The organism is Streptomyces sp. NBC_00005, from assembly GCF_045160215.1.
Taxonomy (GTDB): Bacteria; Actinomycetota; Actinomycetes; order Streptomycetales; family Streptomycetaceae; genus Streptomyces.
This window is the reverse complement of record NZ_CP108316.1, coordinates 8,927,806-8,941,202: the sequence shown is the minus strand read 5'-3', so window position 1 is coordinate 8,941,202 and position 13,397 is coordinate 8,927,806. Positions and strand designations below refer to the sequence as shown.

Annotated in this window: 13 protein-coding genes; 2 read left to right on the top strand and 11 right to left on the bottom strand. The window is 70.0% G+C overall.

Going from position 1 to position 13,397, the window contains the following annotated elements; translation table 11 throughout:
* Positions 1 to 119: 119 nt before the first annotated feature.
* Together OG303_RS40830 and OG303_RS40825 are read right to left on the bottom strand one after the other, a co-directional pair.
* Positions 120 to 1,574 carry an amino acid permease gene (locus OG303_RS40830; RefSeq protein ID WP_405877720.1) on the bottom strand — a complete coding sequence of 485 codons (1,455 nt, stop codon included), beginning with the start codon at positions 1,572 to 1,574 and terminating at the stop codon, positions 120 to 122.
* A gap of 130 nt (positions 1,575 to 1,704) precedes the next feature.
* Positions 1,705 to 2,655, bottom strand: a complete 951-nt coding sequence (locus tag OG303_RS40825) for a hypothetical protein (RefSeq protein ID WP_405874940.1) — start codon at positions 2,653 to 2,655, stop codon at positions 1,705 to 1,707.
* A 219-nt stretch (positions 2,656 to 2,874) separates the two neighbouring features.
* On the opposite strand from OG303_RS40825, the gene OG303_RS40820 reads away from it, so the two are divergent.
* Positions 2,875 to 3,528, top strand: a complete 654-nt coding sequence (locus tag OG303_RS40820) for a uridine kinase (protein ID WP_405874939.1) — start codon at positions 2,875 to 2,877, stop codon at positions 3,526 to 3,528.
* A 426-nt stretch (positions 3,529 to 3,954) separates the two neighbouring features.
* Positions 3,955 to 5,820, top strand: a complete 1,866-nt coding sequence (locus tag OG303_RS40815) for an AAA family ATPase (RefSeq protein WP_405877718.1) — start codon at positions 3,955 to 3,957, stop codon at positions 5,818 to 5,820.
* A gap of 158 nt (positions 5,821 to 5,978) precedes the next feature.
* Here the strand turns inward: OG303_RS40815 and OG303_RS40810 are convergent, their stop codons facing one another.
* From OG303_RS40810 to OG303_RS40770, 9 genes are all read right to left on the bottom strand, one after another.
* Complete coding sequence (locus OG303_RS40810; protein WP_405874938.1) at positions 5,979 to 7,064, bottom strand: hemolysin family protein; 1,086 nt, start codon at positions 7,062 to 7,064, stop codon at positions 5,979 to 5,981.
* Positions 7,061 to 8,386 (bottom strand): hemolysin family protein, encoded by a 1,326-nt coding sequence (locus OG303_RS40805; RefSeq protein ID WP_405874937.1) that lies wholly within the window; start codon positions 8,384 to 8,386, stop codon positions 7,061 to 7,063. The genes OG303_RS40810 and OG303_RS40805 overlap by 4 nt, the downstream gene beginning before the upstream one ends.
* Positions 8,387 to 8,588: 202 nt before the next feature.
* A complete protein-coding gene (locus OG303_RS40800; protein ID WP_405874936.1) occupies positions 8,589 to 9,044 on the bottom strand; it encodes a PH domain-containing protein in 456 nt (151 codons plus the stop codon).
* A 27-nt stretch (positions 9,045 to 9,071) separates the two neighbouring features.
* Entirely contained in the window at positions 9,072 to 9,929 is an 858-nt protein-coding gene (gene hisG, locus OG303_RS40795; RefSeq protein WP_405874935.1) for an ATP phosphoribosyltransferase, read from the bottom strand.
* 51 nt (positions 9,930 to 9,980) lie between these two features.
* Complete coding sequence (locus OG303_RS40790) at positions 9,981 to 10,253, bottom strand: phosphoribosyl-ATP diphosphatase (protein ID WP_030946750.1); 273 nt, start codon at positions 10,251 to 10,253, stop codon at positions 9,981 to 9,983.
* A 34-nt stretch (positions 10,254 to 10,287) separates the two neighbouring features.
* Positions 10,288 to 10,773, bottom strand: a complete 486-nt coding sequence (gene ribH / locus OG303_RS40785; protein WP_405874934.1) for a 6,7-dimethyl-8-ribityllumazine synthase — start codon at positions 10,771 to 10,773, stop codon at positions 10,288 to 10,290.
* A gap of 47 nt (positions 10,774 to 10,820) precedes the next feature.
* Complete coding sequence (locus tag OG303_RS40780; RefSeq protein WP_405874933.1) at positions 10,821 to 12,110, bottom strand: bifunctional 3,4-dihydroxy-2-butanone-4-phosphate synthase/GTP cyclohydrolase II; 1,290 nt, start codon at positions 12,108 to 12,110, stop codon at positions 10,821 to 10,823.
* Complete coding sequence (gene pnuC / locus OG303_RS40775; RefSeq protein WP_405874932.1) at positions 12,107 to 12,748, bottom strand: nicotinamide riboside transporter PnuC; 642 nt, start codon at positions 12,746 to 12,748, stop codon at positions 12,107 to 12,109. Before pnuC ends, OG303_RS40780 begins: the two co-directional genes overlap by 4 nt.
* The gene (locus OG303_RS40770; protein ID WP_405874931.1) at positions 12,745 to 13,350 is read right to left on the bottom strand and encodes a riboflavin synthase; all 606 of its coding nucleotides are present in this window, start codon (positions 13,348 to 13,350) and stop codon (positions 12,745 to 12,747) included. Before OG303_RS40770 ends, pnuC begins: the two co-directional genes overlap by 4 nt.
* Between the last annotated feature and the right edge of the window lie 47 nt (positions 13,351 to 13,397).

The window sequence follows — 13,397 nt, the reverse complement described above, 5'->3', positions numbered from 1 at the left end:
GCGCAACGTCCTGCCAGCACTTCGGCCCATGCCACGCCCACGAATATTGGTCTTCACCACTGGCATGACCTGCACGGCGGTCCGGCCCGGCGCACATCGGGGTACGCCGGGCCCGGGACTCAGATCAGGTCCATCGCCGCCACCTCGTCGGGGCGGCCGTAGCTGACCGGTCCCTGGAAGCGGCGGCGGGCGGTGGCGAACCACCAGACCGTGGCGACGACCAGCACGACGGCGAGGGCGATCGGCGCGTAGTTGAAGGAGTCGACGGTGATCGGCGAGGCCTGCGGGAGCATGAACAGGACGCTGCTGAGCACGATCCAGGCCACGGCGACCACGCCGACGGGCCGGCTCCAGCGGCCCAGGTGCCACGGCCCCGGCTGGAACTCGTCGCCCAGACGAAGCCGGAGCAGGATCGGCACGGCGTAGGCGAGGAAGAGTCCGACGACGTTGACGCTGACGATGGCGGTGAACGCCGTGTGCGACCACCAGCCGGGCAGGACCAGGGCCAGCGAGCAGCCGACCGCGAGCCAGACGGCCTTGACGGGGGTGCGGGTGCGCGGCGAGACCGAGTGCCACAGCCGGGAACCGGGCATGGCGCCGTCCCGGGAGAAGGCGAAGATCTGCCGGGTGTTGCTGGTGAGATTGGCGAGACCGCAGAAGAGCATCGCGCCGATCACGATCAGCAGGAGCACCTTGGCGGTGCCGAGGCCGAGACCGTCGATGAGAATCTGGACGGGCGGAGCGGATGCGCTCGCCACATGGCCGTAGTCGCGAATGCTGTAGACCAATGCGAGCATCAGGATCAGGCCGGTGATCGCCGAGTAGCCGATCGCGCGCATGATCCCCTTCGGTGCGTTGACCGTGGCCCGTACCGTTTCCTCGGACATGTGGAAGCTGCCGTCGAAGCCGGTGAAGGTCCAGCTGGTGACGAGCAGGCCGAGCATCCCGCCGTAAAGCCCGCTCGTGAAACCGGTGTTGTTCGCGAAATGCGTGACGAACGACGCCGACTGGTGCTGATCGGGTCCGACGATCAGGGCGCCCACGATCACCACGAGCCCGATCAGCAGCCACCACACGGAGATCCGGTTGAGGACGGCGACCAGCTGGACGGTGTAGGTGTTGGCCAGGCCCTGCAGCACGATGAGCAGTGCCGTGATCAGCACCGTCTGGTGGGCGGTCGGCACGTACGAGGACCACTGCAGGGCGATGAAGGCCTGGATGAAGGTGGCCGCGGCGTAGCCGGTGGCGGCCGTGCCGCCGACCTGGCCCACGAAGTTCAGCCAGCCCGTGTACCAGGACCAGGCGCCCTTGTGCCGTTTGGCGAGTTTCCCGGCGGAGAAATACAGCGCACCGCTCGTCGGATAGGCGGAGGCGACTTCCGCCATGGCGGCACCCACCAGGAGCACCATGACGGAGACGCCTATCCAGCCGAAGACGAGAATGCGCGGGCCGCCGGCGCTCATGCCGAATCCGAAGCCGGAGAATATCCCCGAGAGGATGTTGATGATGGTGAAGGATATGGCGAAATTGTCGAAGGCCTGAAAGCGGCGGGTGAGTTTTCTCGGATAACCCATCGCATGGAGTGTGGCGTCGTCGTCGAGCGCGGTGTCTTTCACGAATCGGCCTTTCTCTGGGGGGACCTCTGGGGGGAAGACCTTTGGGAATCCGGGGATCCGGGGGTCCGGGGATCCTCATTGGGGGTCTCTATGGGGGGACCGGGAGGCCGCAGGCGCGGCGGGCGCGGGACAGTTGGTCGGCCGGCTCGCCGAAGGCGGACCACGGCATGCGGGAGGCGTACGGCCCCATCGCCGCGAAGACGGCCCGCGCCTCGAACTCGCGCTTGCCCATGACCAGCGCATGCGCGAGGTAGGCCAGGTCGAGCACCGGGGTGAAGCGCCGACTCGCCACCGCGGGCAGCCAGTTCTGGTAGATCGCGAGGGTGGTGGAGCGCCACTGCGGCTGCTCCCAGGCGCGGTCGGCGAGCAGTTGGGTCGGGTTGTAGCTCTCCACGAGGGCGACGAGCGGCAGCAGTCGCAGGGAGGAGTCGACGGGTGCACGCTGCCCCAGGAAGGCGGCGACGTCCCAGGCGGCGTTCACGGAGCCGCCGTGACGGGTGAAGAAGCAGGCCAGAAAGCGGTGATGGGCCTCGCGGTGCCACGGGTCGAGGGACAGGACGTGCGCGAACAGCCGCCACGGTCCGGGTGGCGCGGTGAGCAGCCCCCGTGGGGCGGGGTCGCTCAGCCGGTGCAGCCGGGCCATGGCCAGCCGGGCCGCCCAGGGCGTGGGATCGGCCGGGTTCGCCGCCGCCGCCCGGTCGCAGGCCGTCAGTGCTATCCGTTCCAGGGCCTCGGCCCGCTCGTCCTGCGTGTCGGCCGCGCGCAGTGCCCGCAGCACCGCCACCCGCGCCCACAGCAGCGCGGCCTCGGCGGTCGGCTCCTCGGCCAGCCAGCGCTCGGTGAGGTCGGAGTCGGCGGCCTCCGAGGCGAGGACCAGGGAGCGGTGGGCGCGCAGCCCGAAGTCGCCGCGCGTTTCGGCGAGTGCTTCGCGGGCGCTGCGGTAACGGCCGGCGCGGACGTCCACGCATACGCTCGCGAGCAAGCGGTCGTCGGCCGCCGGATGCCAGACATACTGCCCTTCGAATAACCCAGCGGCCATCTGCTCCAGTCTCCCCGTACGACGCCTCGCAGTTGTGCACCTGGCACCTTACTCAGCGACGAGCGCAACCGGAACGTGGTTATCAAGGTGGTAGGCCAAACTTTTAGGAAGAAAATGACAGCGGTCGACAGCCGACCGACGACTGGTTCAATACGGCACCATTCGCCGACCCGTCCATTCGCCCCGATTTCGCCCGCCACTAGAATGTTCCCGTCGAATATGCCCAACCCCGCACCACGCAAGGAATCGACCATTCACGACCTCGCCTCCCGGCTCCGTCGCCTCCCTCCGTCCTGCGGCCCGGTCCGCCTGGTCGGGGTCGACGGGCATGCCGGCTCCGGAAAGTCCACGTTCGCCGGGCAGTTGGCCCGGGCACTGGGCGGGGCACCCGTGCTGCGCCTGGACGACATCGCCAGCCACGACGAGCTGTTCGAGTGGACCGGGCGGCTGCTGACCCAGGTGATCGAACCGCTGAGCCGCGGCGAGAGCGCACGCTACGGCCTCTACGACTGGCACACCCGCCGCTTCGGACCGCCCCGAGCCCTGCCGCCCGCCCCGGTGATCCTGATCGAGGGCGTCGGCGCCGGCCGCCGCGCACTGCGCCCGCACCTGGCGGCACTGCTGTGGATGGAGCTGCCGTACGAGGAGTCCTGGACGCGTGGACAACAGCGGGACGGGGAGGAGCAGCGGGAGTTCTGGGCCGGGTGGGTCACAGCGGAACGACGACACTTCGCCGAAGATCCCTCGCGGCCGTTCGCCGATCTTCTGGTACGGCAGTTGGAGACGGGTTACGAGGTGCTCCCGGGGCCCGCGAAGACAGTTGGACCGGACCATACGCTCACGCACGGTGACGGACCATCCGCAGTGTGCTGAACTTGTGAAGACGCCCGTCGGAGAACTTCCCGGAGTGCCTCAACTCGGCTTGACCGGGGGGCCGTACAGGACTTACGTTCTCAATGTGCGGCTATTTGAAGCCGCCCAATGTCTCGAAGCCCCCGGTTGTTCCCCCGTGATCGGGGGCTTCGTTCTGCCCGCGTCCCATTCTTCGGACGCTTTGCGGCGCCTTTCGCTCACCCACGGTCACCGTCCGAAGTGCGCCCCGTCTGCTCCCACCTCGCCAAACGGCCCGTGCGGCACCCTTCGGTGGGCGACACCACCGCAGGTACGATGCCCTCGGTGCGACCTTCGGACAGCCGCGCGCACCGCAACTCCGGTCCGCGGCACGGCGGTTCGATCAAGGCGGCCGACGGCGACGGGTCCGGCGGTCAACCGACGGGGGCACGGTTTGTGGGGGACGTGATGGACTTCGGCACGCAGGGCCCCGAGGCCCCGGCCGACCTCGCCTGGCTGCGGGGTGTGGACGCCTACACGATGGGCGCCTATCCGCAGGCGGAGGAGGAGTTCCGGGCCGCGGTCCGGATGGATCCCGGGATGGCCGACGGCTGGCTCGGACTGCACGCGCTGCGCGTCGACACGACGACCGCGCTGTTACGGATGTTCCGGCACCGGGATCGCTTCGGCGAACAGCGCGCCCGGCACCGCCGCGCCCTCAACTCCTGGTACTGGCTGGGCTGGTGGGTCCAGCCCGTACTGGAGAACCCGCGCGATCTGCTGCTCGCGCACGCCTCCCACTGGCTGGACGGCCGCCATGTCCCGGAGCTGGACCGGGCGCTCGCCGGCCTCCCGCCCGTGGACACCGACGCGCAGGTCCGCTTTCTGCACGCCTGCCGTGCCTATCTCGTCAAGGACTGGGACCAGCTCGTCCGCCACACCGACCCGCTGATCGACGACGCGCTGCTCGGCATCGAGGCGGGCCTGTTCGGCGGCATGGCGCGGGTCCGCCTGGAGATGTACGGACAGGCCGAACCGCTCCTGTCGGCCGCCCTGATGCGCTGCCGCAGCGAGCAGCCGCAGCGCAAGGAGCTGCGTTACTGGCTGGCGCGGGCCCACGAGGGGACGGGCCGCTCCGCCGCCGCGCTCCCCCTGTACCGGGCCGTGCACCGCGTCGACCCCGCCTTCATGGACACCTCGGCCCGGCTCGCGGCGATCGCCGAGGGCGACGGGTACGACGAGGCCACCGACCTCGCGGCGATCGCGCTCTCCGGCGGTCAGGACGCCCTGGAGGGACCTGACGCCCTGGACCCGCTCTTCGGCGCCGAGGGCCGGGATCTGAGGCTCACCGAGTCCGATCTCCCGCCGGTCGGGCCGCTGCCGTCGGCGATCGACCCGGCGGTGCGCGAGAAGACCGTCGGCGCGCCGGGATCCCCGCTGCCCGCCGGCCCCACCGACCCCGCACTGCTCGAGGAGGCGCTCGCCGAACTGGAGCGCATGGTGGGCCTGGAACCGGTCAAGCGCCAAGTCAAGGCGCTGTCGGCCCAGTTGAACATGGCGCGGCTGCGCGCGGGGCAGGGCCTGCCGGTCCAGCCGCCCAAGCGGCACTTCGTCTTCTCCGGCCCCTCCGGCACGGGCAAGACCACGGTGGCCCGCATCCTGGGCCGGGTCTTCTACGCCCTCGGGCTGCTCGGCGGCGATCACCTCGTGGAGGCGCAACGGGCCGACCTGGTCGGCGAGTACCTGGGCCAGACGGCCGTGAAGGCCAACGAGCTGATCGACTCCGCGATCGGCGGCGTGCTCTTCGTCGACGAGGCGTACTCGCTCTCCAACTCCGGCTACGGCAAGGGCGACGCGTACGGCGACGAGGCCCTGCAGGTGCTGCTGAAGCGGGCCGAGGACAACCGCGACCACCTGGTGGTCATCCTGGCCGGCTACCCGGAGGGCATGGACCGCCTGCTGGCCGCCAACCCCGGTCTGTCGTCCCGCTTCACGACTCGCGTCGACTTCCCGTCCTACCGGCCCCTCGAACTCACCTCGATCGGCGAGGTGTTGGCCGCCGAGAACGGTGACGTGTGGGACGAGGAGGCCCTCGACGAGCTGCGCTCGATCGCCGGGCACGTGGTGGACCAGGGATGGATCGACGAGCTCGGCAACGGGCGCTTCCTGCGAACGCTGTACGAGAAGAGCTGCGCGTATCGGGACCTGCGGTTGTCGATGTATCCCGGGGCGTTGTCGCGGGACGACTTGTCGACTTTGCGGTTGCCGGATCTGATGCAGGCGTATGGGGAAGTGCTGTCGGGGCGGGGGCCGCAGGATCCGTCTGCCATGTGACATGGCACTGGGCCGCCACGGACGGGGAGCAGTGGTATGTCACATGCCACTGCCCACACGAGCCGGGAGCCAGTGGCATGTCACATCGCACTGCCTACACGAGCCGGGAGCCAGTGGCATGTGACATACCACTGACCCCCGCCCCCACCCAACCCCGCCTAATTCGCCAACACTTCCTCCGGCTCCCCGCTCCCCCTGGGCTCCGTCACCCGCACCTGCGGGACCTCCCGGTGCGCCGGGTCCGTGACCTCGCCGACCAGGAGCTCCAGTACGTCCTCCAGCGCCACCAGTCCCAGCACCTTGCCGGACGCGTCGGCCACCTGGGCCAGGTGCGTGGCGGCGCGGCGCATGACCGTCAGGGCGTCGTCCAACGGCAGCTCCGACCGGAGCGTGGTCATCGGGCGCCACAGCTGCTGCGGCACCGCCCGGTCCGAGTCCTCCAGGTCCAGTACGTCCTTCACGTGCAGGTAGCCCATGAAGGCGCCGTTCTCCGCGGCGATCGGGAAGCGGGAGTACCCGGTGCGGGCGGTGAGCTCGACGATTCGGCCCGGCGTGACCGACGGGGGGATCGTCACCAGGGACTCGCTCTTGAGGATCACGTCCGTCACCGGGCGGGAGCCCAGTTCCAGGGCGTCCTCGAGGCGTTCCTGCTCCTCGGGGTCCAGCAGGCCCGCCTGACCGGAGTCCTCCACCAGGCGGTTGAGCTGCTCGCTGGTGAAGACGGCCTCGATCTCGTCCTTCGGCTCGACGCGGAAGAGCCGCAGGATCGCCTGCGCGCACGCGCCGAGGGCGATCGTGATCGGCTTGCAGAGGCGGGCGAAGGCGACCAGACCCGGGCTGAGCCAGATCGCCGCCTTCTCCGGAGCCGCCATCGCGAGGTTCTTCGGGACCATCTCGCCGATGACGAGGTGGAAGAAGACGACGGCGGCGAGCGCGATGACGTACCCCAGGGGGTGGATCATCCCGTCCGGGAGGTGGATCCACTCGAAGACCGGTTCCAGCAGATGCGCGACGGTCGGTTCGGCGACCGCGCCCAGGGTCAGCGAGCAGACGGTGATGCCGAACTGGGCCGCGGCCATCATCTGCGGCAGCCGCTCCAGGCCGTAGAGGACCTGGCGGGCCCGGGCCGTGCCGAGCGGTTCGATCTGGCTGCGGCGGACCGAGACGAGCGCGAACTCGGCGCCGACGAAGAAGCCGTTGGCGAGCACGAGGAGCCCGGCGAAGAGGAGTTGGAGGACGCTCATCGCGCGACCTCCACGACGGAGCCGGTCCTGACCAGACGGACCCGCTCGGCGCGGTAGTGCCCCACGCGGCGCACGGTCAGCCGCCAGCCCGGCAGTTCGGCCTTGTCGCCGACGGCAGGGATCCGGCCGAGCCGGTCGGCGACCAGTCCGGCGACGGTCTCGTACGGCCCCTCGGGCACGTCGAGGCCTATGCGCTGCAGGATGTCGACGCGGCAGCTGCCGTCGGCGTCCCAGGCGGGCCTGCCGTCCTCCGGCGAGGCGGCGGCGAGTTCGGGCACGTCCTGCCCGTCGTGCTCGTCGCGGACCTCGCCGACGATCTCCTCGACGATGTCCTCCAGCGTCACGACGCCCGCCGTGCCGCCGTACTCGTCGACGACGACGGCGATGGGCTGCTCGCTGCGCAGCTGGGCGAGGAGGGGCTGGACCGGCAGGGTCTCGGGGACGAGCAGGGCCGGGCGGGCGATGCGGACGACGGGGGTGCGCAGGCGTTCGTGCACCGGGACGGCCAGGGCGTCCTTGAGGTGGACCATGCCGACGACCTCGTCGATGCGCTCCCGGTAGACGGGGAAGCGGGACAGGCCGGTGGCGCGGGTCAGGTTGACCACGTCCTCGGCGGTCGCCGACGACTGCAGCGCGCTCACCTTCACGCGCGGGGTCATGACGTGCTGCGCGGTGAGCTCGGCGAGCGACAGGGTCCGTACGAAGAGGTCGGCGGTGTCCTGTTCCAGGGCGCCGGCCTGCGCGGAGTGCCGGGCCAGGGAGACGAGTTCGCCGGGGGTGCGGGCGGAGGCCAGCTCCTCGGCGGGCTCCACGCCCAGGGCACGGACGAGACGGTTGGCGACCGCGTTCAACGCGGCGATGACCGGGCGGAACAGGCCGGCGAAGGCGTGCTGCGGGCCGGCGACGAAGCGCGCGACCTGCATCGGCTTGGACACCGCCCAGTTCTTGGGCACGAGCTCGCCGATCACCATCTGCACGGCGGAGGCCGCGAGCATGCCGACGATCACCGCGACACCGGAGGCGGCGCCCTCGGGGATGCCGATCGCGGTGAACGGGCCGTGCAGCAGCTCCGCGAGCGCGGGTTCGGCCAGCATGCCGACGACGAGGGAGGTGATGGTGATGCCGAGCTGGGTGCCGGAGAGCTGGAACGACAGCTCCCTGAGCGACTCGGCGACCCGGAGGGCGCGTTTGTCGCCTTCGGCGGCGGCCTTCTCGGCGTCCGTCGACTCGACCGTGACCAGGCCGAACTCGGCGGCCACGAAGAAGCCGTTGGCCAGAATCAGCAGGAAGGCCGCTCCGAGGAGCAGCAGGGGGGTGGTCATGATGCCGCCGCCTCGATATCTCGTGAGGGGGCGGCGCAGGTACTACAGGACGATCCGTCCATCGCTGGAAGGAGTCACTCCTCGGGTAGCAGGGGGCCTCTGAAGACCGGCGGGAACATCAGGGGCGGAGGCGCAACGAAAACGCCTCCGCCAACAGATTAATCAAGACATGGGCCAGTACGGCAGGGTGGAAGGCACTGAGTCAGCCCTGATGTTGCTCGGGATCCCGGATGGACCGGGCCTCGGCGAGCGCGCGCAGGGTGCGCGCGTCGGCGATGGCGCGTTCCTTGGCGATGCCCGGCTGGATGCCTAGCGCGGGCAGGCTGGTGCCGTCGCTGAGGTTGAGGAAGACCCAGGGGTCGCCGGGGCGGAGGTTCACCTGCAGGATTTCGGCCCACTCCAGGCGCCGCCTGCTGGCGATGTTGACCACGGTGACGCCGGACTCGTCAGCGACGACCTTCACCCGGGCCAGGAGGGCGAGCACTCCGACGAGGACCGCCGCGGTGAAGACGAAGCTCAGGCGCTCGCCGGGGGTGAGCTGCTCGAGCAGGAACGCGACCGTCGTGATGACGACGAAGATCACGACAGCGGCACTGAGCAGCACGGCCCGGGTGCGGCCGGGCCGGAAGGTGACGGGGAGGGCGGGCAGGTCGGACATCTCTGTGTCTCTCGGCTTCGGTGTGTCTCAGAGACGGCAGGCGTGGATGGCCGTGGTCAGGATGGCCCGGGCGCCGATGTCGTACAGGTCGTCCATGATCCGCTGGGCCTCCTTGGCCGGGACCATCGCGCGGACGGCGACCCAGCCCTCGTTGTGCAGCGGGGAGACGGTCGGGGACTCCAGGCCGGGGGTCAGGGCGACGGCCTTCTCCAACTGCTCGACCCGGCAGTCGTAGTCCATCATCACGTACGTCCGGGCCACCAGGACACCCTGCAGACGGCGCAGGAACTGCTGCACCTTGGGCTCGGTGCTCTCGTCGGACTCCGCTCCCGTGCGGCGGATGACGACGGCCTCGGACTTCATGATCGGCTCGCCGAAGACCTCCAGGCCCGCGTTGCGCAGCGAGGTGCCGGTCTCGACGACGTCCGCGATGACCTCGGCGACGCCGAGTTCGATGGCGGTCTCGACGGCACCGTCGAGGTGGACCACGGAGGCGTCGATGCCGTTGTCGGCGAGGTGTCCCGCGACGATGCCCTCGTAGGAGGTGGCGACCGTCCTGCCCTTCAGGTCCGTGACGCCGTTGGCGGTGCCCGGCTTGGCGGCGAAGCGGAAGGTGGAGCGGGCGAAGCCGAGCGGGAGGATCTCCTCGGCGTCGGCGCCGGAGTCGATCAGCAGGTCGCGGCCGGTGACGCCGATGTCGAGCTTGCCGGAGGAGACGTAGATCGCGATGTCGCGGGGGCGCAGGTAGAAGAACTCGACCTCGTTGGCCGGGTCGACGATCCGCAGCTCCTTGGACTCGCGGCGCTGCCGGTAGCCGGCCTCATGCAGCATCTCCGCCGCAGGGCCTGACAGGGAACCCTTGTTGGGGACGGCGATGCGCAGCATGAGGTCGGCTTCCTTTGTTCGTTTCGTACGGGGCGGGGTGCGGGGTACGGCTCAGAGGTGGGCGTAGACGTCGTCCAGGGAGATGCCGCGGGCGACCATCATCACCTGAACGTGGTACAGCAGCTGCGAGATCTCCTCGGCCGCCGCCTCCTTGCCCTCGTATTCGGCGGCCATCCAGACTTCGGCGGCCTCCTCGACGACCTTCTTGCCGATGGCATGGACGCCCTTGCCGACCAGTTCTGCGGTGCGGGAAGTGGCGGGGTCGCCGTGGGCTGCCTTGTGCTGGAGCTCGGTGAAGAGCTCCTCGAACGTCTTATTGGACATGGTGGCGCTCACTTTACGCGGTGTGCCGACCGGCCTAGCGCCACGGTTCGGATACTGAGCGGAGCGTGGCGGCGGTCGCCACCGCCGCCGTCACCGCCTCGTGTCCCTTGTCCTCGTGGGAGCCCTCGATCCCGGCCCGGTCCAGGGCCTGTTCCTCGGTGTCGCAGGTGAGGACGCCGAAGCCGATGGGGACGCCGGTGTCGATCGAGACCTGGGTGAGGCCCTGGGTCACGCCCTGGCACACGTACTCGAAGTGGGGGGTGCCGCCACGGATGACTACGCCGAGGGCGACGATCGCGTCGTAGCCGCGGCCCGCGAGGACCTTCGCGACCACCGGGAGCTCGAAGCTGCCGGGGACCCGGAGCAGGGTCGGCTCGTCGATCCCCAGCTCGTGCAGGGCGCGCAGGGCGCCGTCCACCAGACCGTCCATCACCTTGTCGTGCCACTGCGCCGCGATGACGGCGACCCGCAGGTCTCCGACGTTGCGTACGGACAGTTCTGGTGCACCCTTGCCGCTCACGTTCTCGAATCTCCTCTGTGACTTCTCAGTGCTTTTTCGACGGCTCTTTACTGGTTGCTGCAGGTGGACACGGGGGCCGTGTCCAGCCAGGGCAGGTCGTGTCCCATCCGGTCCCGCTTGGTGCGCAGGTAGCGGAGGTTGTGCTCGCCCGCCTGTACGGGCATCGGCTCGCGGCCGGTGACCTTGAGTCCGTGCCGGACGAGCGCGTCGGTCTTGTCGGGGTTGTTGGTCATCAGGCGCACGCTGTGCACGCCGAGGTCCTCCAGGATCTGCGCGCCGGCGCCGTAGTCCCGGGCGTCGGCGGGCAGGCCGAGTTCGAGGTTGGCGTCGAGGGTGTCGCGGCCGCGCTCCTGGAGCTCGTAGGCGCGCAGCTTGGACAGCAGGCCGATGCCGCGGCCCTCGTGGCCGCGCAGGTAGACCACCGCTCCCCTGCCCTCGGCCTGGATGCGCTTCAGGGAGGTGTCCAGCTGGGGGCCGCAGTCGCAGCGCAGGGAGGCGAAGATGTCGCCGGTCAGGCATTCGGAGTGGATACGGACCAGGACGTCCTCGCCGTCGCCGATCTCTCCGTGGACGAGGGCGACGTGCTCGACGCCGTCGACGGTGGAGCGGTAGCCGTAGGCCTTGAACTCGCCGTGCGCGGTGGGCAGATGGGTCTCGGCCTCGCGGCGGACGGTGGGCTCGGCGGTGCGGCGGTAGGCGATCAGGTCCTCGATGGAGATGATCGTCAGGCCGTGCTTGCGGGCGAACGGGATCAGCTCGGGCAGGCGCAGCATGCGGCCGTCCTCGCCGGCGATCTCGACGATCGCGCCGGCCGGGCGCAGCCCCGCGAGGCGGGCGAGGTCGACGGCGGCCTCGGTGTGGCCGTTGCGCACGAGCACACCGCCGGACCTGGCCCGCAGCGGGAAGATGTGCCCGGGGCGGACGAAGTCGTCGGCCCCGGCGGCACCGGTGGCGAGCAGCCGGAGGGTGGTGGCGCGGTCGGAGGCGGAGATTCCGGTGCTCACGCCGTGCGCGGCGGAGGCGTCCACGGAGACGGTGAACGCCGTCTTCATCGACTCGGTGTTGTCCTCGACCATCTGCGGGAGCTTCAGCCGCTCCAGCTCTTCGGCCTCCATGGGCGCGCAGATCAGTCCGCGGCACTCGCTCATCATGAAGGCGACGATCTCGGGGGTGGCCTTCTCGGCGGCGATGACGAGGTCGCCCTCGTTCTCGCGGTCCTCGTCGTCGACGACGACGATCGGGCGGCCGGCGGCGATGTCGGCGATGGCCTGCTCGATCGGGTCGAGCGACCAGTCCTCGATGCCGTCCGTGCTGTAGAGAATCGGTGCTGCGGTCATGCCGGCGCTCCTTCCAGGACGGGCTGCGACGTCCTGCGGGACCGCAGCCACCAGTCGCGCATGCCCCACAGGACGAGTGCGCCGTAGATGACGTAGACGAAGCCGGAGAAGGCGTAGCCGTTGGCGAAGTTGAGGGGGACGCCGACGAGGTCGACGAGGAGCCAGGCGATCCAGAACTCGACCATGCCGCGGGCCTGGGCGTACATGGCGACGATGGTGCCGACGAAGATGTAGGCGTCCGGCCACGGGTCCCAGGACAGGGACGGGTAGGCCTTGAAGAGCAGGGCGACCGCGACCGTGCCGACGGCGGCGGCGACGATCATCGCGCCGCGCTCGCGCCAGGTGGCGAACCGCGGGGTGATGTGACCGTCCGCCGACTGTCCCTTGTTGCGGTTCCACTGCCACCAGCCGTACAGGGCGACGGCCATGACGACGACCTGCTTGCCCGCGCTGCCGGCCAGGTGGCCGTAGAAGGCGATGAAGAGGACCAGGCCGGAGAGGAACTGCACCGGCCAGGTCGCCAGCGAGCGGCGCCAGCCGAGGGCCAGGGTGATCAGACCGAGGATGTTGCCGATCATGTCCGACCAGATGATGCGCTGGTCGAGGAGGGTGAACGCCTCGGAGTTCAGCCAGTTCACCGGGCCGCCCCCTGACCGGAGGCGAGCAGCCGCTCGACGTACTTGGCGACGATGTCGACCTCGAGGTTGACCGGGTCGCCGGGCTGCTTGAGGCCGAGCGTGGTCAGGGCGAGGGTGGTCGGGATGAGGCTGACGGTGAAGTAGTCGGGGCCGGCGTCGACCACGGTCAGGCTGATGCCGTCGACCGTGATGGAGCCCTTCTCGACCACGTAGCGGGTGAGGTCCGCGGGGAGCGAGACCTTCACGATCTCCCAGTTGTCGGAAGGCTTGCGCTCGATGACCGTGCCCGTGCCGTCGACATGCCCCTGGACGATGTGACCGCCGAGGCGGGCGCCCACGGCCATGGGGCGTTCGAGGTTGACGCGGGAGCCTACGGCGAGTGCGCCGAGGCTGGAGCGGTCGAGGGTCTCCGCCATGACGTCGGCGGTGAACTCGTCGCCCTCGTGGTCGACCACGGTGAGGCAGACGCCGTTCACCGCGATTGAGTCGCCGTGCTTGGCGTCCTCGGTGACGACTGGGCCCCGCAGACGGAAGCGACACGCGTCGCCGAGGTTCTCGACGGCGGTGATCTCGCCCAGCTCTTCGACGATTCCGGTGAACACTTCCCGGGTCCTCCTGCCTCTTCGGGCACGGACTCCGGGGCTGTCGA